The sequence below is a fragment of the Leucobacter sp. UT-8R-CII-1-4 genome, from assembly GCF_030010235.1.
In the GTDB taxonomy this organism is placed as follows: Bacteria; Actinomycetota; Actinomycetes; order Actinomycetales; family Microbacteriaceae; genus Leucobacter.
Window position 1 is genome coordinate 62,655 of record NZ_JASCRS010000006.1, and the last position, 22,541, is coordinate 85,195.

22 protein-coding genes, 1 tRNA gene and 1 other RNA gene are annotated in these 22,541 nt (G+C 56.6%); 12 read left to right on the top strand and 12 right to left on the bottom strand.

Annotation, left to right across the window (positions count from 1 at the left end):
- Positions 1-11 precede the first annotated feature (11 nt).
- Entirely contained in the window at positions 12-977 is a 966-nt protein-coding gene (locus tag QBL02_RS13660; protein ID WP_282726994.1) for a DMT family transporter, read from the top strand.
- A gap of 12 nt (positions 978-989) precedes the next feature.
- Entirely contained in the window at positions 990-2,222 is a 1,233-nt protein-coding gene (locus QBL02_RS13665) for an MFS transporter (protein ID WP_282726995.1), read from the top strand.
- A gap of 43 nt (positions 2,223-2,265) precedes the next feature.
- On the opposite strand, the gene ffs is transcribed toward QBL02_RS13665, so the two are convergent.
- The 4 genes from ffs to QBL02_RS13685 all read right to left on the bottom strand — a co-directional run bounded on the left by ffs (position 2,266) and on the right by QBL02_RS13685 (position 6,538).
- An RNA gene (gene ffs, locus QBL02_RS13670) (signal recognition particle sRNA small type) lies at positions 2,266-2,362 on the bottom strand.
- An 11-nt stretch (positions 2,363-2,373) separates the two neighbouring features.
- On the bottom strand, positions 2,374-4,467 hold the full coding sequence (locus tag QBL02_RS13675) for an ABC transporter ATP-binding protein (RefSeq protein ID WP_282726996.1): 2,094 nt from the start codon (positions 4,465-4,467) through the stop codon (positions 2,374-2,376).
- Positions 4,467-6,203, bottom strand: a complete 1,737-nt coding sequence (locus tag QBL02_RS13680) for an ABC transporter ATP-binding protein (protein WP_282726997.1) — start codon at positions 6,201-6,203, stop codon at positions 4,467-4,469. Before QBL02_RS13680 ends, QBL02_RS13675 begins: the two co-directional genes overlap by 1 nt.
- Positions 6,204-6,465: 262 nt before the next feature.
- Positions 6,466-6,538: transfer RNA gene (locus QBL02_RS13685), tRNA-His, on the bottom strand.
- 117 nt (positions 6,539-6,655) lie between these two features.
- Between QBL02_RS13685 and QBL02_RS13690 the strand changes: the two genes are divergently transcribed.
- Genes QBL02_RS13690 through QBL02_RS13705 form a run of 4 tightly spaced genes read left to right on the top strand, consistent with a single transcriptional unit; the run spans position 6,656 to position 8,667 of the window.
- Positions 6,656-7,363 (top strand): DUF1361 domain-containing protein, encoded by a 708-nt coding sequence (locus QBL02_RS13690; protein WP_282726999.1) that lies wholly within the window; start codon positions 6,656-6,658, stop codon positions 7,361-7,363.
- 53 nt (positions 7,364-7,416) lie between these two features.
- Complete coding sequence (locus QBL02_RS13695; protein WP_282727000.1) at positions 7,417-7,764, top strand: metallopeptidase family protein; 348 nt, start codon at positions 7,417-7,419, stop codon at positions 7,762-7,764.
- A gap of 10 nt (positions 7,765-7,774) precedes the next feature.
- Positions 7,775-8,077 carry an ATP-dependent Clp protease adapter ClpS gene (clpS, locus tag QBL02_RS13700; RefSeq protein ID WP_282727001.1) on the top strand — a complete coding sequence of 101 codons (303 nt, stop codon included), beginning with the start codon at positions 7,775-7,777 and terminating at the stop codon, positions 8,075-8,077.
- Positions 8,074-8,667, top strand: coding sequence for a DUF2017 family protein (locus tag QBL02_RS13705; protein WP_282727002.1), 594 nt, complete (start codon positions 8,074-8,076; stop codon positions 8,665-8,667). Before clpS ends, QBL02_RS13705 begins: the two co-directional genes overlap by 4 nt.
- Here the strand turns inward: QBL02_RS13705 and dinB are convergent.
- On the bottom strand, positions 8,664-9,893 hold the full coding sequence (dinB, locus tag QBL02_RS13710) for a DNA polymerase IV (protein WP_282727003.1): 1,230 nt from the start codon (positions 9,891-9,893) through the stop codon (positions 8,664-8,666). The genes QBL02_RS13705 and dinB overlap by 4 nt on opposite strands.
- A 184-nt stretch (positions 9,894-10,077) precedes the next feature.
- Between dinB and mvk the strand changes: the two genes are divergently transcribed.
- The 6 genes from mvk to QBL02_RS13740 are packed head-to-tail and all read left to right on the top strand — an operon-like array spanning position 10,078 to position 16,501.
- The gene (mvk, locus tag QBL02_RS13715) at positions 10,078-11,076 is read left to right on the top strand and encodes a mevalonate kinase (RefSeq protein ID WP_282727004.1); all 999 of its coding nucleotides are present in this window, start codon (positions 10,078-10,080) and stop codon (positions 11,074-11,076) included.
- Positions 11,073-12,062, top strand: coding sequence for a diphosphomevalonate decarboxylase (gene mvaD, locus QBL02_RS13720; protein ID WP_282727005.1), 990 nt, complete (start codon positions 11,073-11,075; stop codon positions 12,060-12,062). The genes mvk and mvaD overlap by 4 nt, the downstream gene beginning before the upstream one ends.
- Positions 12,059-13,096: a phosphomevalonate kinase gene (locus QBL02_RS13725; RefSeq protein ID WP_282727006.1), complete on the top strand. Its 1,038-nt coding sequence runs from the start codon at positions 12,059-12,061 to the stop codon at positions 13,094-13,096. Before mvaD ends, QBL02_RS13725 begins: the two co-directional genes overlap by 4 nt.
- Entirely contained in the window at positions 13,086-14,180 is a 1,095-nt protein-coding gene (gene fni, locus QBL02_RS13730) for a type 2 isopentenyl-diphosphate Delta-isomerase (protein ID WP_282727007.1), read from the top strand. Before QBL02_RS13725 ends, fni begins: the two co-directional genes overlap by 11 nt.
- A gap of 45 nt (positions 14,181-14,225) precedes the next feature.
- Positions 14,226-15,296 carry a hydroxymethylglutaryl-CoA reductase gene (locus QBL02_RS13735; protein WP_282727008.1) on the top strand — a complete coding sequence of 357 codons (1,071 nt, stop codon included), beginning with the start codon at positions 14,226-14,228 and terminating at the stop codon, positions 15,294-15,296.
- Positions 15,293-16,501: a hydroxymethylglutaryl-CoA synthase gene (locus QBL02_RS13740; RefSeq protein ID WP_282727009.1), complete on the top strand. Its 1,209-nt coding sequence runs from the start codon at positions 15,293-15,295 to the stop codon at positions 16,499-16,501. The genes QBL02_RS13735 and QBL02_RS13740 overlap by 4 nt, the downstream gene beginning before the upstream one ends.
- Before the next feature lie 91 nt (positions 16,502-16,592).
- Here the strand turns inward: QBL02_RS13740 and QBL02_RS13745 are convergent, their stop codons facing one another.
- From QBL02_RS13745 to QBL02_RS13775, 7 genes are all read right to left on the bottom strand, one after another.
- A complete protein-coding gene (locus QBL02_RS13745) occupies positions 16,593-17,129 on the bottom strand; it encodes a hypothetical protein (protein ID WP_282727010.1) in 537 nt (178 codons plus the stop codon).
- 225 nt (positions 17,130-17,354) lie between these two features.
- Positions 17,355-17,738 (bottom strand): hypothetical protein, encoded by a 384-nt coding sequence (locus tag QBL02_RS13750; RefSeq protein WP_282727011.1) that lies wholly within the window; start codon positions 17,736-17,738, stop codon positions 17,355-17,357.
- Between the two features lie 142 nt (positions 17,739-17,880).
- On the bottom strand, positions 17,881-18,519 hold the full coding sequence (locus tag QBL02_RS13755; RefSeq protein ID WP_282727012.1) for a hypothetical protein: 639 nt from the start codon (positions 18,517-18,519) through the stop codon (positions 17,881-17,883).
- A gap of 2 nt (positions 18,520-18,521) precedes the next feature.
- Positions 18,522-19,136, bottom strand: coding sequence for a hypothetical protein (locus QBL02_RS13760; protein ID WP_282727013.1), 615 nt, complete (start codon positions 19,134-19,136; stop codon positions 18,522-18,524).
- Between the two features lie 990 nt (positions 19,137-20,126).
- The gene (locus QBL02_RS13765) at positions 20,127-20,369 is read right to left on the bottom strand and encodes a hypothetical protein (RefSeq protein WP_282727014.1); all 243 of its coding nucleotides are present in this window, start codon (positions 20,367-20,369) and stop codon (positions 20,127-20,129) included.
- Between the two features lie 54 nt (positions 20,370-20,423).
- Positions 20,424-21,107 carry a hypothetical protein gene (locus tag QBL02_RS13770; protein ID WP_282727015.1) on the bottom strand — a complete coding sequence of 228 codons (684 nt, stop codon included), beginning with the start codon at positions 21,105-21,107 and terminating at the stop codon, positions 20,424-20,426.
- A gap of 596 nt (positions 21,108-21,703) precedes the next feature.
- Positions 21,704-22,541 (bottom strand): RHS repeat-associated core domain-containing protein (locus tag QBL02_RS13775; RefSeq protein ID WP_282727016.1); only part of this gene is annotated, 838 nt, incomplete at its 5' end.

The following is a 22,541-nucleotide window of genomic DNA, read 5'->3' on the forward strand; positions in this document are numbered from 1 at the left end:
CATTTCCGCGAGTGAGCACAGCAACAACAGCACCGACTGGTGGTTTTCGACTTTCTCAGCATGAACTTGCCCTGATAGGCATCACTGTGCTGTGGGGCAGCACCTTCCTCGTCATTCACACGGCGATGAACTTCTCCGGCCCCATGTTCTTCGTCGGCATGCGCTTTTTGGTGGCTGGGCTCGCTGCTGCCGCCATTTTCTGGCGATGGCTACGTGGGATCACCCTGCTCGAACTTGGCGCCGGTGTTGCAATTGGTGCCGCCCTCGCGCTGGGTTATGGGTTGCAGACCATCGGTTTGCAAACCATTTCAAGCAGCATGTCGGGCTTTATCACGGCCTTCTACGTGCCACTCGTTCCGCTGATGCAATGGGCATTTTTGCGCAAGCCTCCCGGCAAAATGAGCCTGATTGGCGCCGGGCTCGCATTTGCCGGCCTCATTGTGCTCGGCGGCCCGGGTGCAGCAGGCTTCAATTTTGGTTTTGGCGAGTGGGCCACCGTCGCTGCGGCGGTAGCCTGCGCTGTCGAGGTCATTCTGATCAGCGCCTTCGCTTCAAAACGTGTCGAGTTTCGGCGTGTGACTGTCGTGCAACTGCTGGCAACGAGTGGTTTTGCGTTTCTCGCGATGCCGTTGACGGGTGAGACAGCGCCAGAGTTCGACTTGCGTTGGCTGATTCCTGCGGTAGCACTCGGTCTTGCCAGCATGCTCATTCAGCTCACCATGAACTGGGCGCAGCGACACGTCAGCGCCACGAGAGCAACCATCATCTATTCGGCAGAACCAGTCTGGGCTGGTGTGATTGGCGCGATTGCCGGCGATCAGCTGCCATGGTTTGCCTTTGTCGGTGCGGCCCTAATTATTACTGGTGTGCTGGTGAGTGAGATTAAGCCCAACCGCAAGCAGCTCGTGCAACCCGACGAAAGCGCCGAGTATTCACCCGTCTCGCCGCCCGGCGATCCAACGCCTACCGACTCGTAACTGGAGCCAAGCGTGCAGCCACTCACCCCACACCGTCGCCGCATGGCGCTCTTTACGCTCGCCCTCGGCGGTTTTGCGATAGGCGTCACTGAGTTCGCCACGATGGGTGTGTTGCCCAACATTGCCGAGGATCTGCTGCCAGGTTTCACCGCGAACCCCGCACAGGGCATTTCGCAAGCGGGGATCATCATTTCGCTCTATGCGCTCGGCGTGGTGATTGGCGCTCCCGTCATCACAGCACTGGCAGCGCGCGCCTCACAAACCACTCTCGTGTACTGGCTGCTTGGTGCTTTCGTGCTTGGTTCGATTGCCTCGGCGCTCGCGCCAACATTTGAGACGCTTGCGGTAGCCAGGCTGCTCGCGGGGCTGCCGCACGCCACTTTCTTCGGCGCTTCGGCGCTCTTGGCAGGCCGTTTGATGGGGCCAGGCAATCAGGGCAAGGGCATCGCGATTGCAATGTCTGGTCTGCCGATCGCAAACATTCTGGGGGTGCCGCTCGCCACCATGATCGGCCAGCAGCTTGGCTGGCGCTGGGCCTACGCACTCGTGGCACTGCTCTTTGTGCTCACCCTGGTACTCTCGCTGCGCTACCTGCCGAAGGTAGCTGGCGACCCGACACTTAGCCCACTTCGCAGTATCTCAGGCTTTGCAAACTTCCGAGTCTGGATCATGATCTTGCTGGCCTCGATCGGTTTTGGCGGGTTCTTTGCGGTCTATTCGTACATCGCTGAGGTGGTCACCAGGGTTGCCGACTTGCCCGCTGGCGCGATTCCTTGGGTACTCTCGGTGATTGGTATCGGAATGACCATCGGCACTTTCTTCGGCGGCTGGGCTGCCGATCGGAACACCAAGTTCGCCATTATCGGGGCGTTCTCTGCCTTGATCGTGGCGCTCACGGTGTATGTGTTCGTGGCGCACACACCAGTTGGGCTGTTCATTTCTGTCTTCGTGGTTGGTTTCTGGTTCTCGGCGCTCACTCCGGCGGTGCAGACCAGGTTCATTCGTATGGCGCGCGAGGCTGAGCTGATGGGCTCTGCGATTACGCATGCTGCGTTTAACGTCGCGAACGCGCTCGGTGCGTGGATCGGCGGCGTGGTAATCGCGGCTGGTCTTGGCTACCTCGCCCCCGGCTGGGCTGGTATAGCCCTTGCCGCCGCTGGCCTCGTACTCGCGGCGATAAGCTTCGGGGTCAGCAAGCGTGACCGCGCTCGAAGTGTGGACACTACGGGGATCAAACTCCCCTAGTACGCTCAACGCTGTGTGTTATCGCTCCGGTTGTGTGAGGGAACGAAAAGACCCCTCATGCACCCGCTAGAGCTCCGGTACCCTTGCTCTGTTTCCAGCCTGGGGGAGTTTCCAAAGATAGCGCCACATGAGGGGCCTTAACGAGCTTACCCTATTCGGTAGCCTGTTCTGAATTCGGGGCCTCTGCGCTCGGCGCGTCGCCAGACGCCACCTGGGCAGCACCTGGCACGGCAGGCTCGAAAGCAGCGTCTGCCGCTTCCTCTTCCGTAGCCGCGCCCTTGAACTGCGACTGATACAGGTCGTAGTAGGCGCCACGGCGAGCCAGCAGCTCTTCGTGCGAGCCCTGCTCGACGATACGACCGCTTTCCATCATCAGGATCGCGTCTGCGTCACGAATCGTCGAGAGACGGTGCGCAATCACGAACGAGGTGCGGTCTGCACGCAGTGCACGCATAGCCTGCTGCACGAGCACCTCGGTGCGGGTATCAACCGAAGAGGTTGCCTCGTCGAGAATCAGTAGCGATGGGTTCGCAATGAATGCACGCGCAATCGTGAGCAGCTGACGCTCACCAGCAGAGAGCGACGATGCGTTCTCTTCGATGACAGTGTCGTATCCCTCTGGCAGCTGCCGAACGAAGCGGTCAACCATGGTGGCCTTCGCCGCCTCGGTAACTTCTTCATCGGTAGCGTCCAGTCGTCCGTAACGAATGTTTTCGCGAATCGTTCCGCCGAAGAGCCAGGCATCCTGAAGCACCATGCCGACGTGACCGCGCAGATCTGCCCGCGAGAGGTGCGTGATGTCTACACCGTCGAGCATGATCTTGCCGCCTTGCAACTCGTAGAAGCGCATGATCAGGTTTACCAGAGTGGTTTTGCCGGCACCGGTTGGGCCAACAATCGCCACAGTTTGCCCTGGCAATACCTTGAGCGACAGGTCCTCGATCAGCGGCGTTTCAGGGTCGTAGCTGAATGCCACGCTGTCGAACTCGACGAGTCCGGTTGCCCGGTCACCGAGTTTCTCCGAAACGGTGTCTGGTTCTTGTTCGTCAGCATCAAGCAGTTCGAAGGTACGCTCTGCCGAGGCAACGCCAGACTGCAGCATGTTTGCCATGCCGGCGACTTCGCCAATTGGCTGCGCAAACTCGCGCGAGTACTGAATAAACGCGGTGACGTCACCGAGCGTCATCTGCCCGGCGGTGACGCGCAAGGCGCCGACGACAGCAATCAGCACGTAGGTGAGGTACTGCACAAACTGCATCGCTGGCATCATCGCGCCCGAGAGCGCCTGCGCCTTGAACGATGCGTCGTAGAGACCTTCGTTGCGCTCATCAAAGAGTTCGGTCATCTCGGTATCGCGGTTGAACACACGAATGAGTTCGTGACCGGTGAACGATTCCTCAATGTGGCCGTTCAGGTCGCCTGTGCGCTTCCACTGTGCTTTGAAGAGCTTCTGCGCGCGCACGCCGACAATTGCGACGACCACGCCCGATAGCGGCAACGCGAGCAGAGCGATCAAACCGAGCTGCCAGGAGACCCAGAACATCATGGCGCCGATACCGATAATGGTCAGCACTGACTGCACCAGCTGCGAGAACGCTTGCTGCAGCGCCTGCTGAATGTTGTCGACATCGTTGGTCACGCGCGAGAGCACGTCACCTCGCTGACGGCTGTCGAAGTACGACAGCGGCAGGCGATTGATCTTTTCTTCGATGCTCTTGCGCAGGTTGTAAACGACGCGCATCACGAGGCCGTTCAGCAGGTATCCCTGCAACCACATCAGGAAAGAAGCAACGAGGTAAAGCGCGAGCACGACAAGGATCAGCCAGCCGAGCTTTTCGAAGTCGATCCCCTGTCCGGGAATAGCGTTCGAACCTTGCAACATGTCAGCGAACTGGGTCTCCCCTTGCGCTCGCAAACTTGCGACGATGTCTTCTTTTTTGGCTCCAGCTGGCAGCTGTGCGCCGAGAATTCCGTTGAAGATTACGTCCATTGCCTGACCGAGCACCTTTGGCGCGATCACGGTGAGAACTACGGAACCGATAACGAGCAGAGTGACGAAGCCGAATAGCACCTTTTCGGGTGCGAGCAGGCCGATCAGTCGTTTTGCCGAGCCCCAAAAGTTTTTCGCTTTTCGGGTGGGCTGGCTTCCCGACCAGTCATCAAGATCGGGAGCGAAGTCGTCTGGCAGTTCAAATTCTTCGGTGTCTACAGACACTTCGTTTTTTGCTTGCTTGCGCCTAGCCATTACGCCACCTCCGATTCAGTCAGCTGGGATCGAACAATTTCTTGGTACACACTGTTGCTTTCGAGCAGTTCGTGATGCGTGCCGCGACCAACCAATTCACCGTCTTCTATTACGAGAATCTGGTCGGCGTCGGTGATCGTTGAAACGCGCTGAGCCACAATAATCGTGGTGGCTCCGGCGGTTGCTTCTGGGAGTGCGGCTCTGAGGCGCGCATCTGTTGCGACGTCTAGTGCCGAGAACGAGTCGTCGAAGAGGTAGACGCGTGGCTTCGCGACGAGCGCGCGGGCGATCGAGAGCCGCTGACGCTGGCCGCCTGAAACGCTGGTGCCACCCTGCGAGACGGGTTCGTCGAGCCCCTTCTCTTTTTCGCGCACGAAAGACTCACCCTGTGCAACGCGAAGCGCTTCCCACAGCTCTTCATCGCTCGCGTCTGCCTTGCCAAAGCGCAGATTCGAGGCGATAGTGCCGCCGAAGAGGTATGCGCGCTGTGGCACAAGTCCCATAGTCGCGGCAAGCTGGCTACGTGTGAGCGCAGACATCGGCACACCGTCGACGGTGACGCTTCCCTCTTGAGGGTCGAAGAGCCTGAGTATCAGTCCGAGCAGCGTGGTTTTACCCGAGCCGGTCGAACCAATAATCGCCGTGGTTTTTCCTGGCTCCGCGACGAAGCTCATGTTCTTGATAACTGGCAGTTCAGCGCCGGGGAAACCGAAGGTCACTCCGTCGAATTCGATCCGACCATTGAACGGTGTCTCTACCTTTTCGGTGGCCGGGAACTTCAATGTTGATTCAGTGTCGAGCAGCTCACGAATTCGCTCAGCACAAACTACAGCGCGCGGGATCATCATCACCATGAAGACGCCCATCATTACCGCGATCAGAATCTGCAGCAGGTAAGCCAGGAACGCGGTGAGCGAACCGATCTGAATGTCACCGGCATCAACGCGATGGCCACCGACCCAGAGCACAGCGGCGGTTGCAAAGTGCAGCACCATCATGATCACGGGGAACATCAGCACGAAGACGTTGCCTACCCGAACCGAGATATTGGTGATGTTTTTGTTTGCGACGGCGTAGCGTTCTTCTTCGAATGGCTCACGCACGAAGGCACGAACCACTCGAATTCCCATGATCTGTTCGCGCAGCACGCTGTTGATGTCGTCAACGCGTCCCTGCATCTGGCGGAAGAGAGGCAGCAGCAGCCAGACGAGGAAACCAACGATCACGGCAAGGATCGAGACCGAAGCCCAGACCAGCCATGACATGCCTGCGTCTTCTTGCAGCGCCATAACTACGCCACCAACCATCATGATTGGTGCCGAGATCATAAAGTTCATGGTCATCAGCACGAGCATCTGCACCTGCTGCACATCGTTGGTGCCGCGGGTAATCAGGGTGCCGGCACCAAATTTGGTGGCCTCTAGAGTCGAGAGCGAGTCGACCTTGCGGTAGACCTCTCGTCGGAGGTCGCGACCGACCGACATTGCTACGCGTGCACCGCAGTACACCGCGAGCACAGCAGCGAGGAGCTGGCCGAATGAGACCAGCAGCATGACGCCACCGGTGCTCCAAATAAAGTCAATATCGCCGAGGGTAATACCCTTGTCGATAATTTCTGCGTTCAGGCTGGGCAGCTTGAGCGAAGCCATTGTTGAAAGAAACTGCAATACAACAACGGCGACTACCCACACCCAATAGGGCTTGGCATGGTGAAGAGTGAGTCGTAAAAGAGCCACAGTGCGCCTTCCATGAGTAATTCACGAGTGAAACGGTCTACTTTAGCGCTCACAGACAAGCGAGCACAATAGATTTGGGGCAAAAGGGGTTCGTTCTTGCCAAGAACGGAAACCTATGCCAGTAACACCAAGAGAGGTGGTGTTATTCCATGTCGATGCGCAACTTCATCAAGACATGCGGGGTGAGCGTGCAACCGCTACAGTCGATCCACCGGATCGAGACTAAAATGACCCCGACCAAAAGCCGGGGTCATTTTCTCAGGGTGGACAACGGGACTTGAACCCGCGACCACCGGCACCACAAGCCGGTGCTCTACCAACTGAGCTATGCCCACCATGCTAACCCGCTGAGCCGGAGCTCATTAGGCAACCCCACGATCATAACCCATTCCAGGCATGCGAGTCGAATCGCGACTCGCCGTTGGCGCGGCGCGGCGGCTAGGTTAAGACATATGTTCTTTATTTTGGGCGTTGTCGGCTTGAATTTGTATGCGATCTGCCTCGTTTTGGCACGCGCGTTCGTCTTTCGTGTGCCGCTTTATCGCCCAATGCTCTGGAACATCTTTCTCTCGGTGCTCCCGCTATTCTTTCTGCTCGCGGGGTTTCTTATGGGTGCGATCGTCGCGCAATTCGGCGTGATTCCTGCCCCTGCAATCTGGATCCCGGTACTGGCTATCTGGCTGCTGCTTCTGCCAAACGCCAGCTACCTCATTACTGAGCTGAACTTTTCGCACCGCTCCGATGATGACAGGGTGCCACTTTGGTACGACATCATCCTCGTCATCACGCTGGCGATGTCTGGCGTGGTGAACACAGTGATGAATGTTTTGGTTGTGCATGTCATGGCTGCACTGATTGCCTTTGGCGACACCTTTAGCGCGGTCACCAGAAAAGAGTCATGGATCGCCGTCGGCATTGTGCTGCTGCTCCTCGGCCTCGGCATGTATCTCGGTCGCTACCTGCGAGTGAATAGTTGGGATCTGAAACATCCGGTCAGTTTCACCAAGAAGATCGTGACTCACTTCAGTAACTGGGCGAATGTGCGTGCTTGCCTCGGCTTCACCTTCACATACGCCATGTTTATCGGCCTTATTTATCTGATTATTGGCGGCATGTACATCGACATCATGGGCAAGGTTGAGGCTCAATTGCTGGTCTAACACAATCGCCATTTGAACTACCGAGCAACATGTCGTCTTGTTAGGCTGAGGGCATGCTCAGCGTGTCACACGAAGATTTCGAGATTCTTGTTGGAGAGAGCCTCGATACTTTGCATGAAGACATGCTTCGCGAGCTCGACAATGTGATTTTTTTGGTCGAGGATCACCCTGCAGACGGGGGCGATGTGCTCGGGGTATACGAGGGCTTTTCCCTCGCTGAACGAGATGTGTACGGCTATGGCGAAGAGCCCGACCGCATTATCTTGTACCGCGAGAATTTGCTCGCGCACTGCGCTGACCATGATGAGTTGGTCTCAGAAATCAGAATCACCCTGGTGCATGAGATTGCACATTTTTATGGCATCAGCGAGGCACGCATCCATGAGTTGGGCTGGGGTTAAGGAATTGACCATGGCACAACTGTCTTCACCTCAACAAGATGCGGCACTCGGCACAAATTCGCAGCTTCTCGCCGAACGGCCTTGGCAGACAATTGTCTGGGATGATCCGGTGAACCTTATGTCGTATGTCAGTTACGTATTTCGCAGCCACTTTGGTTTCTCGCAGCATCGGGCCGAATCGCTCATGCTTCAGGTACATGAGCAGGGTAGCGCGGTGGTCGCAGAGGGGTCTCGCGAAGCGATGGAAATGCACGTTGAGGCGATGCACGGCTATGGTCTTTGGGCGACCGTTCGACAGGCAGGAACAGAGTGAGGCTTCTCCCCCTTCCCGGCGGCATTCTGAAGCTGCGTCTTGAGTTTGATGAGGCTCAACTGCTTGACGGTCTCGTCAGCCAGCTGATTGACCTGCTGCAAAGCCACAGCCAAACCACGCTCGATCCTGATCCGCTCTTTGCCAGTCTTGAGGTGGGTGGTTCTGATTCGTTGCCGGAAGACCCCGCTCTCGCAAGGCTGTTTCCCGATGCGTTCGAAGACGAAGCTGAGGCTTCGGCATTTCGTCGATTGAATGAACAGGGCCTCGTCAATCGCAAAATGCAAGACGCGCTTGATGTTTCTAGTGCGCTGGGGCTCGGCAATGCGCCAGACATCGACGGCGAACGCATTATCGAGGTGGATATCACTGCCAGGTCGATGTCTGCCTGGGTTCGCACCCTCACTGCACTGCGGATCGCAATTGCCGCCAGGATTGGCTTGAATGCAGAGGGCGACCAGGTGCACCTACTCGCCTCTGATGAGACTCGCGGCACTGTGCTCGTCTACGACTGGCTGGCCGCGATCCTGGATTCGATTTTGCGTATGTCTGAAGAGGCCGCAGAAGAGCCAGAAGATACAGAGAACGGCTAGGGAGTTTCGAGCGAACGTGGATCCACCACGTCCTGTCGTGGAGCGAGCAGTCGCGCCGAGGTGAGGCCGCCGCGACCAAATCGTCCCTTCACTTCGTCAACAGCTTGATCGAGCGCTCGCCACTCTTCATCTTCGCTCCAAAGACCCGCCGGGTCGCTGCCCTCGACACCCAATTGCTCGGCACGCACCCCGATCAAGCGCACCGGCCGCACCGGCCCGCCATCGTAGCTGGCACCGAGTGAGGCGAATAGCGCGCGTGCGGTCTGGTAGATGCGCTGGGTGGCGTTTGTTGCTTCACTCAGGGTTTTTGATCGCGTGACCGTCTCGAAGTCGTTGTAGCGCACCTTGATCGCAATGGTTCGCGCCTCAAGCGTTTGTGCGCGAAGCCGCTCCCCCGTCCTGGTAGCGAGCCTCAACAGTTCTCGCTCAAGGGTGGCACGAGAGGTCTCATCGACAGCGAAGGTTTCTTCGTGTCCGATGCTTTTTTCCACGCGAGTAGTTTCGACCTCGCGAGCGTCGCGCCCGTTGGCCAGCTCGTGAAGCTTCGCAGCGCTCGCATTGCCAACGATTCTTCGCAGGCTATCGATTGGTTCGACTGCAAGATCACCGACAGTGTGTATCGCGCGCCCGTGCAGAGTTTTTGCGGTGGCTCCTCCAACACCCCAAATAGCTTCGACTGGCAGATCGTGCAAAAACCGCAGGGTCTGGTCTGGCGCGATTTCAAGAAGTCCGTCTGGTTTCGCGCGCTGCGAAGCAAGTTTTGCTACGTGTTTGGTCCCGGCGAGTCCAACTGAGGCAGGCAATCCCGTGCGCTCGCGAATCGTGGCTCGCAATTTCTCAGCGATTTCGCGTGGCGGGCCAAAAAGTTTGACTGATCCAGCGACATCTAAAAATGCTTCGTCGATGCTGAGCGGTTCAACAAGAGGCGTAAATTCCTGAAAAATTTCCATGACAGCTTTCGAAGCCGCCCGATATTTTTCAAAATGCGGATCGATCAGCACCAGTTGCGGGCATAACTGTTTCGCTCGGCCAATCGGCATGGCAGAGCGAACTCCGAAACGCCGAGCCTCGTAGCTTGCGCTAGAAACCACAGATCTCGCGGTGTCATGGGCCACAGCTGTAGGTAATCCACGGAGCTCGGGAGCGTCCAAAAGCTCAACCGAGACAAAGAAAGAATCCATATCGACATGCAGCATTGAAGCTGTCTCACGCGCCCGGATTCCCATGTCTTCTATTGCACCATGACTCGGCAGATTTACAGGCCTCGTTCGCGCCTCGCTGAATACGATCCCAGAATAGGTATCAGCAGGTGATTAGAATGTTGGAAGCTATTAGGGTCACGGCCCGAACGGTTGCGGCAGCCCGCGACCTCTGATGAACACTAGAACAGGCAGAGCGAAACGGATCCGCATGACGAGCACCCTTCCGATCCGCCTTCCCCTAGATGGGGAAGCAGCGAGCGGCTCTCGCAATACCCAGCTCCCTCAGTTTGAAGGATCGGCACACGCAAAGGCCATCCTCTTTGGCGAGCACGCCGTTGTATACGGCGCACCGGCGATCGCAGTACCGATTCACGAGCTGGCCGCCGAGGCCCGCGTTGACTCGGCAGCCGATGGCTTGCGTATTGAGAGCGAGCTGTTCTCAGGCGAGGCAGCAGCCGCACCGGCGAAGCTGCAGCCGATCGTGACCGCGATTCACGCGGCCCTCGCATATAGCGGGGCCCAGAATGCCGCGATCCGGGTACAGATTTTGAGTGCGATTCCGCACTCGCGGGGTCTTGGTTCTAGTGCCGCAGTCGCCGCAGCTGTCGCGCGTGCGGTCACCAATTGGGCTGGCGTGCAGCTCACCACAGCTGGACTGTACGACATCGTTCAGCAGGCTGAGCGAGTGGCACACGGTAACCCGAGCGGGCTTGATGCTCGTGCGGTGACCTCTGACGGCGCAATTCGTTTCGACTTTGGCGCTGTTTCGCCTGTGCGAATCGGCGCTCCCCTCAGTTTTGTTCTCGCAGACTCGGGTCTCGCTGGATCGACTGCCGAAGCAGTTGGTGCTGTGCGGGTTCGACGCGAACAAAACCCTCAGGCGATGGATCGCTACATGTCGCATCTCGCAGAAATTGCCGAGGGCGCAATCGAAGATCTCGCACGCGGTGATCGTTTTGCTATTGGCGCACGGATGCGCGATGCACACGACATGCTGCAGGCGATTGGCGTAAGTTCGGCGACTCTCGATGGTCTCGTGCTTGCTGCGAATGAAGCTGGCGCGCTCGGTGCAAAACTCACCGGCGGCGGTCTTGGCGGGTGCATTATTGCGCTCGCACACTCGGCTGATCATGCCGAGCAGCTCGGCAGTGCGCTGCGTGATGCTGGTGCGACCCGCACGTGGACTGCGACGGTGCCAACCGCATGAGTAACGCAACTGCCCGCGCTTATCCCAACATCGCACTCGTGAAGTACTGGGGAAAGCGCGATGAAACGCTGATGCTACCCGCTGCGGGCAGCCTCTCCCTCACTCTCGACGCCTTCGCAACCACCACTACGGTTGAGTTGCTAGATGGGGCAAGCGAAGACGTGTTTTCGCTCAATGGGGTCGCGCAGAGCGGTGATTCGCTCGCCCGGGTCACCAAGTTTCTTTCACTTGTGCGTGAACTCGCGGGTTCAGCGCAGCACGCCGCGGTGACCTCGATAAACGAGGCGCCCACCGGAGCCGGGCTTGCTTCTTCGGCCTCAGGCTTTGCAGCTCTTGCTGTGGCCGCTGCTGCCGCGTATGGCCTTGATCTTGATCGGGCAGCCCTGAGCCGTCTCGCACGCCGAGGCTCGGGCTCAGCAGCGCGCTCCCTTGTTGACGGCATTAGCGTCTGGCACGCAGGTGACGGCGACGAAACTTCGTTCGCCGAGCCGGTGACCGCTCCCGAGATGAGCATGATCATTGTGACCGTTGACGCACGGCAGAAAGCAATTTCGAGCCGCACCGCGATGCGCCGCACTGCCCTCACCTCGCCGTTCTACCCTGCTTGGGTTGAATCAACGGAGCAGACTCTTGCCGCCATGCTTGAGGCGTGCCGCGATCAAGACTTCTCACGCATTGGTCGCATTACTGAGATGCATGCGTTGCGCATGCACGCGCTCATTCAGTCTGCCGATCCACCGATCAGATACCTGCTGCCAACAAGCGTTGCCATTTTTGATGCCGTTGTTGCCCTCCGCGAGGCCGGGATCGAAGCGTATTCGACAGCCGACGCCGGACCAAATGTCGCTGTGATTTCGCGGCCGGAAGACGCTCAGGCTGTTGCCGATGCGCTTGAGCAGTACGGCACGGTTCGTATTGTGGGCGCTGGCGCAGGCGCGACGCTCATTCCAAACCCGATTGATCCGTCGCTGGAGGCTACGGCTTGATCGAGGCCAGCGCTCCCGGCAAACTCTTCATTGTCGGTGAGTATGCGGTAGTTGAGCCCGGCCAGCCAGCCGTGCTCGTTGCTGTCGACCGATATCTGCGTGTTCGTTTGTTTGAGAGCGCCACCCCGGTGGCGCTGGCAACAAGCCCTCATGTGCAGGCTGCCATCACGGTCATCGATGAGTTGCGTGCCGCACGAGGTGTGGTTGCGCGGCACTTCGAGATTCAGATCGAGAGCGAACTCGACGAAGAAGACGGTCGCAAGTATGGTCTTGGCTCCTCTGCAGCGGTAACTGTCGCCACGATTGCCGCCCTTGATCGACTCTATGAACTCGGTTTAAGCCGCTACGAACGATTCAAATTGGCGTTGCTTGCCACCATTGAGGTTTCACCGCGCGCTTCTGGCGGCGACCTTGCCGCCAGCACATTTGGTGGGTGGGTGTTTTATTGCTCACCGGATCGGGTGGCTTTGCGCTCACAGCGCGAGGCCCTCGGCATTCTTTCTGCCTTTGAGAGCGAACTGTGGCAGGCCTGCGAAATCCGTGAGCTGCCGGCGCCAAACGGCGCGAGTCTGCTCGTCGGGTGGACAGGATCGCCCGCTTCCACGGAGCAACTCGTTGACAGCGTTTCTGCCTCGCCGAAATCAGGCGATCATGACGCGCTGCGACGGGCTTTCCTCTCTCAGAGCAAAGAACTCGCATTGAGTTTCGCTGAGGCGCTTGATTCGGGAGCTTCTGCCGAGGAGCTCTTCGCGATTATTCGCGCATCACGCGCACTGCTGCATCGCCTTTCCGAGGATCGCGGCATCGTCATCGAAACAGACACTCTTGGCGCACTGTGCAGCATTGCCGAGCAGTACGGTGCTGCTGCGAAGTCTTCTGGCGCTGGCGGCGGAGATTGCGGAATTGCGCTTGCCAAGCCGGAAAACGATATCCCGAGTATCCTTCGAGCATGGGAGCAGTACGGGATTACCCACCTCGATCTCGAAGTGGCGGGGTCGGCAGCGACTCGAAAAGGGGCCGAAAATGACCGTTGAACTTCCGTCCGTTCGGGCGGCACGCAAAGACGATCATGTTGCGCTCGCACAATCACAGCGCGCTGACACGCCACACCGTCGCGACTTTGATGATGTAGATTTTCTGCACCACGCGCTGGGCGGCATTGATGCTGCCGACGTTGACTTGTCGGTGTCGGTTGAGAACTGGCAGTGGCAGAACCCGTTCTACGTGAACGGCATGACCGGCGGCACGGAGCAAACGGGAATCATCAATCGTGAGCTTGCGATTGCTGCCCGCGAAACGGGTCTGCCGATCGCTTGCGGCTCGGTTTCGATTGCCCTCGATGCTCCTGAAGACCGTGTGATCCAACGCGCATTCACCGTTATTCGTGAAGAAAACCCGCACGGTTTTGTGATGGCGAATGTGGGTGTCGGTCGCCCGGCGAACGACGCGGTGCGCGCTGTCGAGTTGCTGCACGCAGATGCACTGCAGGTGCACGTGAACTCTGTGCAAGAAACTGTGATGCCCGAGGGCAGCCGCGACTTCGGCAGTTGGCAGCACTCGCTTGAAACCCTGATCGCTGCTTCGCCTGTTCCGGTGATTGTCAAAGAGGTGGGTTTTGGGTTGAGCCGGCGCACTCTCGAAAGCATTCGTGACCTGGGCGCCACCATCGCAGACGTTAGCGGCACTGGCGGCACAGACTTTTTGCGTATCGAGAATGCTCGCCGCACCGAAGCACAGGCCGACTTTTCGATTATGTCGGGCTTCGGCCAGTCGGCGATGGCGTGTCTGCTTGATGCGCCAGAGAACGGCCCCCAGCTTCTCGCTTCGGGCGGGGTGCGCAATCCCTTCGACGTTGTGAAGTCTCTTGCCGCTGGTGCTCGCGCGGTTGGTGTCGCTGGCACCTTCCTTGAGACGGTGCAGGCAGGTGGCGCTGAGGCGCTTGTTCCGCTGATTCGTCAGTGGCAGGAGCAGATCACGGCGATCCTCGCGCTCCTTGGCGCGCACAATCCTGCTGAACTCACCTCGACAGACATACTCGTGAGGGGACGCCTCGCAGAGTACTGTCAGCTACGGGGTATCGATCTTCCCGCGCTGGCACGCCGTTCGTCGACTGTCTAGCCCCAAGTTTTTAATCAGAATCGTAGATACCAGGAGTTTGATGCTGTGAGCACCGCCGGAACCTTCGCAACTGAAGTGCCAACGCGATGGGTTGGTCCATTGCGCGTGAGCGGCGACGCCGTTTCGCCAGACGCACCCTACGCGGAGATCTCTGTGCCTTTGGCCACCTATGAGACTCCACTCTGGCCCTCTGTTGGTCGCGGCGCCTCAATTTCTCGCGAAATCGAGGGCGGTATTCGTACCGTAGTCGTTGACGAACGCATGACCCGCTCGGTGCTGTTCGTCACCCCGGGTGCCGTGATTGCTGAGCATGGCGCGAGCGTGATCCAGTCGCGTTTTGATGAGCTGGCTGAGGTTGTTGCTGCAGGCAGCAGGCACGCACGCCTGATCGAGATTCACCCTGAGGTTGTCGGCAATCTTCTCTTTGTGCGTTTCGCGTACAAGACCGGTGATGCGTCTGGCCACAACATGGTTACGAATGCTTCAGACAAGCTGATGCAAACGATTTTGTCGTGGAACCTTGGCCTCGAATATGGCTCAGTCTCTGGCAATTTCTGCTCAGACAAGAAGGCAACTGCGGTCAACGGCATTCTCGGCCGCGGTAAGAACGTGGTTGCCGAGATTCTGATTCCGCATGAGATGGTCGAGCGCCGCCTGCGCGCCACCACTCGCGAAATCGTTGATCTCGTTATTCGTAAGAACCTGGTCGGCAGCACAATTGCTGGCGCCCTGCGTTCAGCCAATGCGCACTACGCAAACATGCTGCTGGCGTTCTACCTGTCGACCGGGCAAGACGCGGCAAACATTGTTGAGGGCTCGCAAGGCATCACCTACGCCGAAGAACGACCTGAAGGTTTGTACTTCTCATGCACGTTGCCTCACCTCATCGTTGGTACTGTAGGTAACGGAAAGCATCTCTCGCACGTGAATGACGCGCTTGAGAAGTTGGGGTGTCGTCAAGAGCGTGAACCCGGCGAAAACTCCCGCCGCCTGGCAGCGTTGATGGCTGCCACGGTGCTCTGCGGTGAGCTTTCACTGCTCGCAGCGCAGACTAACCCGGGTGAGCTTATGGCTACCCACATTCTTATGGAGCGAAAGGACAAGCCGAGCGCATGACCGGTTCGACTGCGGCCACCTCGATTGGCATTCACGATCTTGCAATCACCACTACGCACTACGCGGTGGAGCTTGAGGATCTGGCGAATGCCTACGGAATTGAGCCAGCAAAGTTTCGATTTGGTCTTGGCCAGGATCAGTTCAGCTTCCCGGCTCCTGACGAAGACATCGTCACGATGGCGGCAGCCGCAGCCAAACAGATCATTGAGCGCAATGGCGTAACCGGCCTGCGCACCATCATGCTCGCAACCGAGTCGGGCGTCGACCAGTCGAAGGCTGCTGCAGTGCCGGTACAGAGTCTGCTCGGCTTGCCAAGCGAGATTCGTGTGGTTGAGATGAAGCAGGCCTGCTACGCGGGTACTGCTGCGCTTCAGGCTGCTCTTGGCATTGTTGCGCGCAACCCGAATGAGCGTGTGCTTGTGATCGCAAGCGATGTTGCACGTTATCAGCTTGATAGCCCTGGTGAGCCGACTCAGGGCGCAGGCGCCGTTGCCATGCTTGTTTCGGCCGATCCAGCTCTGCTCGCAATTGAGCCGGCTGCTGGCGTGTTCACGGCAGACATTGATGATTTCTGGCGACCAAACGACTCGACTACCGCGGTAGTTGATGGTCATCTTTCGATGTCGGCGTACCTCGATGCCATGACCGGCGCGTGGAACGACCTACAGGCTCAGGGTGGTCCAGCGATCGAAGATGTTGATCGTATTCTGTACCATCAGCCATTCACCAAGATGGCGAAGAAGGCGCAGGCGCACCTCGCGAAGGTGACAAATTCTGCGTTGGATCTTGCCCTGCCAGGTGAGGAAAAAACCGAGAACGCTCGTGATACCGGGCTTGCCAATGGCACTCTGTACAACCGTCGTCTCGGTAACTCGTACACGGCTTCGCTCTTCGCTGGTCTTGCGGCGCTGCTGCACCATGACAGCGAACTCGCTGGTAAGCGTGTCGCACTGCTGAGCTACGGCTCGGGCAGTGTGAGCGAGGCGCTCACCGGTATCGTGCAGCCCGGCTATTTTGATGCCGAGGCTTCGGCTCGATTCTCTGCGGTGCTTGATGCCCGCGAGACCATCACGATTGAGGCTTACCGTGCGCTGCACGCTACCGAGCGTTCCAGCGCAACCGATTATGAGACCGAGCGGGTCACCAATGCTCCGTTCCGTTTCGCCGGGGTGACCGGCCAGGCGCGCCAGTACGAGGCAAACTAGCGCTCCGTTCTCACGGTTGTAAGGGCGCACTGAGGATTCCCTCGGTGCGCCCCTATTTGTGTGCCGGTGCTGAATTATCTTTGGCCAGCGTTTAGCGACATTCCATCCTGGTTACCCAAGACTTGTCCGATGTACCCAACCAGGCAAGCTCGATGTCCACCCCTCCATTGCGCGGCAGACTTTCCGTGACACCCGACATGACTTCCCCTGTTTCCGTCTGAATGTCAATCGTGACCCCGTTCAGGCACTCAGTGAAACTATTGGTTCGGAATGCACTCAACGTGCAGTCTGAGTCCCCCTCGCAAAAAGCATTATCTCCGGCAACCTCTATGGTTCCATCCCGCCAATAAAGCCCCTTCGTGTTAGTGGGTTGATACCCTTCAGCTTTCAAAGCCTCATCCTCGCTCGTGAATGCCTCCATCTGCTGGTTGAAAGATTCTCTGGCCGCGATCAGCCGAGCATTTGCCATCTTCGCGCCATTCCCCAGTTCCCGCTCAGCAGTGTTGGCGACTTCCAAAGCAAAGAACGAAACCAGCGCGGCGTAGGCAACCCCAGAAAGCGCAGCAACAAACAGCGCTAGGACAACTAGTGCGACCCAAGGCCGCACTCTGCCGTACGGCGTCCGCATGCCGGTCCTGCAGAATTGTTTGGCTCACCGTATTCGGCGAACTGCTGCCAGCACCCGCAGCAACGGTCTGCCCAGTTGCCGTCAATGCCCGGTCACCATATTCATTGCTAAGGCCTAGAGCCTTCTCAAAGAACGACGCTGAGAGTATCGCTAATACCCAGCAGCCAGAAATGCGAATCAAGCGTCAAGAATCCGCTTATTCACCCGCAGAAAGGTACCCAATGTTTACTCGCTGATGCCCTCGCGGGCAAGCGCAGCGCGAGCGATCTCGTTACCCGCTTCGGTGTTTGCAAACCAGACAATTGCACCTGGATACGGTACTTCATGCGGCCACTGAGTATTGATCCATTCGGAGGTGATCCGCGCTATCGCGTCACCCGTGGAGCATCCCCAAGGGCAATGCTCCCCGCCTCGTAAATCTCCGGGAATGATTAGCCCTTCCACCAACATCTCTGCGATCAAGCCGATAGTAGCTGGTCGCCAAAAAGACTGAGGAACAGGCGTTCTCACATAATTCGTGGCCCATGAAACGTCAGTCCAATCGTCGAGCCCTTCAATCAAGATCCCTTCCTTAGGGGTCCATGTCGGCCAAGCTTCTTCGTTACTCATTGGATATGCACTTTCTGATGATTCGATGTTTCACCATGAAATTGTTTCCTCCCACCAAAGGGTTTCCGAATACCTCAAAGCAGGCCCACTCTCTCCGGCCAAGATATTGTGGGGTGCTTGCGCATTGAAGTAATTCGACCTACTACGTTGCCTCATTCAGACGACCGCGAATCTGTTCGGCCACACGTTTCGCGGTGCGCTTTGTCGAATGAATAGACCCAAAACTGAGAAGCGGAAACAACTGCAAGTCAAGATTGTTCTCTTGGGTGTCAATTCTGAGGCCGGGACCGGTACTCATCACTGAGCTCACCCGAACAACCTCGATTTCCTCAATCACTTTGTACGGAATAGAAAGCTTCACCTCGGTGTCCCCGGAATAACCTGTTCGAAATTCAAGTGCCTGCTCGGACACAATTAGGAAGGTATATGGAAGAAAATTCAGGTGGTCGAAGGCCTCCCTCGTTCCAAAATGATTTTGGTTCCAATCAGCAATAGCGATTCCCACGCAGTAGACAGGATTCTCGCCGACTCGTCGTTTCACAGAAGAAAAGTTGTATAGAGTCGCGCTTATATCGACTATGAATATAAGCAAGGCGACGCCGGCTGACGCCAGAATCATAATTCGCGTCGTAGCCCATCCACGCTCCGAAGAGGTTGCAAAGCTCTCCGTCATCTTCATCGCCACCACAGCTACCATGCAAGTCAGAAACGGTATCAACGCCAATACACGCCGCTCTTTATATCGTTTCGTGGCATCGCCACTAGGTTTCGAAAAGATCATCACTACTCCCCTTCGTACCATTCACCGAAAGTAATCAACCAGCCGAGTGCTGTTGTTTCATACCCCACGATGCTTGCCGTGTTTTTAACGACCACTGTCACGAGATTTGTGTGTTTAGGCAGACTGGTAATTATGGTCGCAAAAGGTCCTGTTGCGGCTCCAATCGCACCGACTACACATTTTGGGCTTGCAAGCGCGGCTATGCAATCAATCGCGGTGCTACCAAGCGCTGCAACATAACCAATTACAATCCCAGAAGCGATTGCTATGGGGTGACCTATTGCAAGACCCAGAAGTTCGGTCTCGCGAGACACCGGGCGGCCAAGACCGTCATATGTGGTCTTTATGCTGCTGGCATTGTCAGTCGTGCGGGTCGGCTGGTTTCGCCAGTCATACCCGAAGGTCGCATTCTCGGCACCGGATACTCTCGTGCGCCTTCCGGCTGGGTCGTAACTGTTGTTGCGCTGCTCGACGGAGCCAAGTGCAATTTCTTGCGTTGGATCAAGCTGCCCGAAACCGGCAACCCCCTGCAGTTGCCGCGACTGTAAACCCTGAACGAGCGCAGATAGCCCAGCATGAAACAAAGCTTGAGATTGAGGCGATCTGATGTTGGTCACGCACCAATCTCAGAGCGTATTCAATAACTGCGCCAGCGTTCTAGTTTGAAACAGGTACCACAATCACTGTTTCAAGTACGAAACGACTCAAGACAAGTAATCACGTACTCATCCACATAGAACGAAAGTTTCAGAAACGACAAAGACAGAAACTGTAAATCCCTCAACTATTGAAGCAATCAGCACGTCACAGCTCAGCGGACTCACTCCGACTCGCACTTGCGCTTCACAGCTATTGTGACTCCCTCCCAAATGCAGCGTGGATGGAACGGACAAACAGCGTCAAGCTTCAAAACGGGCATAAACAATCAGCAGTGCGATTATCAACAAAACCTATTGTCATTGCCGTATTCACGCTGGCCTGTCTTTTCAGGTCTTCTAAAGACCAAAAATCTGCTCAATTTCTCGTTCGAGGAGAAACATCTGCTTTCTGGAATGTTTAAACATCCCACAGACGTAGGGCGAGAAACTTAGCTCATAGACCATGCCGCAATGATCAACTCGACAAGTAATCATCGTTGTAGTTCTAACGTCAAACAGCAGTCTCCGCGTCTCGACGCTAACACCAGTAATACTCTCTCGATGAACGCAGATTAACTCAGCAGGAGCTTTCCCAGGGCCCCATCCAGACCAATAGGAGACCCCACTACTACTAATGAACACTGGTAGCGGCACCCATCTAACCCGCCAGTTGCCGACATACCCTCCAAGCATTTCAATAACTTGAGGCTGTCCATCTGCTAAATAACAGCTTAGGAGGACCAGCCCATCTCCGTACTTTTGTCTAGCGAACCTCACACTTCTACGCAGAGGTAAACTCCCGAAGAACCAAAGCAAATAGGGCGTAAGAAGGAAAACACACAACGCGAACAAAGGCACGCGAAAACCAGGAATGACGACTCCCATACAAGCAAGCAACAAGAAACTGCTGCCCCAAAGAACCGTCGACCGTCGACGTTTCTTTACAAACTTTCCCATATCTACGTTCACCTAGTTCTCAAGATATTTTGCCCAACCATCAACTGCCGAAGCCGCAGCGACGTGAGTGTTCACTACGCCGACCGTCATTCTTGTTCCGTAGACCGTCACTGAGCTACCCGCAGCAACCGCCTTTGCCGCGCCAGCAATTGGTCGACCGACCGGGCCTAACAGAGTAGTCGCAACTGTAACTCCACAGGAAAGATCAAGACCGTTCGCACAGGCCAATGCTGAATTCGATTTCTCGTTCCGCATGGCTAGATCGGACTCTCCGACAAGCCTCAACTTAGACTTCCCAGTTATCGCGGCTCAATCGAAACGCAAGGCTTCGATCTGTTCGGTAATTTCAGTCAGTTTCTCTTCTGAGGCGAAATCACTAAACGTCCAAGGCGACACCAGAACCGGCAAACTTATCGCGCCTTCCCAGACAGATGAATTGATCACCAACGTTGGTATGGGTTGGGGTCCGAAAAGGTTTGGTGTAGCAGACTTTAGCGAAACTGAATCTATCTGTTCCCAACCAACCCTGCCGTATCGACGAACAAAAATGCCCTGCCAGAAAGAAACTCCTTGAGCGTCAAAGGCCAGGTTAACCCCGAATGTGACCCTGTTGTAACCAAGAGGAAAAATCCTTCCCGGCAATCTGAAACCTACGTTGGGAGCCAGTATTGAAATCACCACTTTCTCTCGACTTCTTCGCGTCAAAAGCCTGGTTCGGAGCATGGAACAAAGGCCCTGTGCGCAAAACCCAAGCGCCAAGCTCAATAGAAGAATCCAGGTAACAAGCGCACCAATCTTTTGCTCAGTCAGAGCTAGGCTTGCCCACCCAATAAAGAGAACCAGAATAGTAGGACCCCACACAAAGAAAGTTCGCAGCAGTCGTGCCCAGAACTGGTTCCGTACAACGAACTCCTGTTTGTTGTACTCGTGCCTGTCAACCCAGGTCTTCCTACCTTCTCTAAGCAGATTAAGGGAATCGATCGTCTTTGCCACTCGAACTTTCCCCGCAGTGGGATGGGCGAGCCAGACAGAATCGGTGACTGCGACCTTTAACTCAGTGGGGAGAAGATGAGACGTAATACGTATCCAGTGCAACGTGTTTGGACTGCTACCCCTAGAAACCGTCTCTCCAGCTGAGATGGAATCAATGTCGCTCCACCGCAAGCTCCCACATCTACGCGCGAAGAGCCCCCACCATATTTCCAGGGCTTCTTCTCTTGCCACAACCGTGCAGCCCATCGTGAGCCGTGGGATAAAGCTAGGCAGCAAGATGCCTGCTAAGGAACTTGAGTTGAATGGTAACGGTGATTGAAAAACCAGAGCATCAGGAAACCTACGCCTTAATTTGTGCACACGGAAGCTGCCCCAAATTCCTGCTAAAAGCGCATTCAGAAGGAGCAGAGGCAGGCTAACCATAATCGTCCAGAAAGCGACAATTGAGGGCCAAGCATTTGTGCCTGAGCTTTCCAATCCATTGCTATCGGGGGCTATGTAAAGTGTCCAGGTTAGCCAACCTAAAAACACCGTCATAAGGACTATGAAAAGGACAACGCCTGCAACGGTTCTTACCTTTACTTTTCTTTCCATCGTCAGTTCCTCCCTCCTGCGGCGCTCGGGACGAGGTAGGGCAATCCTGTAACAACTCCAAAAATTGCTCCGCCAAACCCCGGAATCCCGAGCCCCACAATTCCAGTTACAGCTTGCGCAGCGCACAAGCTATCCCCGGAGTACCCGATGCAACCCGACACTACAGAAACGGCACCAAACACAGTTGCTAGTTCCCCGGTAGCCAATGAGATAACAGTCAAAGCCATTACCGCTAGTCCTCCGACAGGAACCGTTGCTTCACCAGCAACCGGAACTAGGCCTGAGAGAGCAGTGGGGCCGCCAACAATCATTGCAATCGCACCGGAGACAATCGAAACAACACCCAATCCGAGTGCTGTCCATCCCGTCCATTTTGCGGTATCTCGCATTGCCTGCTGTAGCGGATTAGGCCCACAACTCGCCTTAGCCGGCAACGAAGTACACACTCGCACGGCGTCCGCATGCCGGTCCTGCAGAATTGTTTGACTCACCGTATTCGGTGAACTACCTCCAGCACCCGCAGCAACGGTCTGCCCAGTTGCCGTCAACGCCCGGTCACCAAATGCATTGCTGCTGTTCCAGGTACCTGCACCGCCAGAAGGCGTGTAGTGATTCAGCAACGCTGACGGGTTCAACACTGTCTTCGGAACCGAAGCCGCAAACCCGCCCACATCAACAAACGTCACCGGATCCCCCAGCACATACGCATACCTGTTCAACGACTGCGGCTGCACCAGCAACCCAGGCCACGCGTCAGGAGCCATCCACGAACCAGATGCCGCATCATAGGAACGCGAACCAAACGCGACCACACCAGTACCCGCATCTTGAAGCTCACCG

Excerpts from the sequence above, each read along its gene's own strand:
- QBL02_RS13765 (WP_282727014.1), bottom strand. The coding sequence starts at position 20,369 with ATGCGGAACGAGAAATCGAATTCAGCATTGGCCTGTGCGAACGGTCTT.
- QBL02_RS13675 (WP_282726996.1), bottom strand. The coding sequence starts at position 4,467 with ATGGCTAGGCGCAAGCAAGCAAAAAACGAAGTGTCTGTAGACACCGAA.
- QBL02_RS13755 (WP_282727012.1), bottom strand. The coding sequence starts at position 18,519 with ATGATCTTTTCGAAACCTAGTGGCGATGCCACGAAACGATATAAAGAG.
- dinB (WP_282727003.1), bottom strand. The coding sequence starts at position 9,893 with ATGGGAATCCGGGCGCGTGAGACAGCTTCAATGCTGCATGTCGATATG.
- mvk (WP_282727004.1), top strand. The coding sequence starts at position 10,078 with ATGACGAGCACCCTTCCGATCCGCCTTCCCCTAGATGGGGAAGCAGCG.
- clpS (WP_282727001.1), top strand. The coding sequence starts at position 7,775 with ATGGCACAACTGTCTTCACCTCAACAAGATGCGGCACTCGGCACAAAT.
- fni (WP_282727007.1), top strand. The coding sequence starts at position 13,086 with ATGACCGTTGAACTTCCGTCCGTTCGGGCGGCACGCAAAGACGATCAT.
- mvaD (WP_282727005.1), top strand. The coding sequence starts at position 11,073 with ATGAGTAACGCAACTGCCCGCGCTTATCCCAACATCGCACTCGTGAAG.
- QBL02_RS13695 (WP_282727000.1), top strand. The coding sequence starts at position 7,417 with ATGCTCAGCGTGTCACACGAAGATTTCGAGATTCTTGTTGGAGAGAGC.
- QBL02_RS13745 (WP_282727010.1), bottom strand. The coding sequence starts at position 17,129 with ATGCGGACGCCGTACGGCAGAGTGCGGCCTTGGGTCGCACTAGTTGTC.
- QBL02_RS13690 (WP_282726999.1), top strand. The coding sequence starts at position 6,656 with ATGTTCTTTATTTTGGGCGTTGTCGGCTTGAATTTGTATGCGATCTGC.
- QBL02_RS13750 (WP_282727011.1), bottom strand. The coding sequence starts at position 17,738 with ATGAGTAACGAAGAAGCTTGGCCGACATGGACCCCTAAGGAAGGGATC.
- QBL02_RS13740 (WP_282727009.1), top strand. The coding sequence starts at position 15,293 with ATGACCGGTTCGACTGCGGCCACCTCGATTGGCATTCACGATCTTGCA.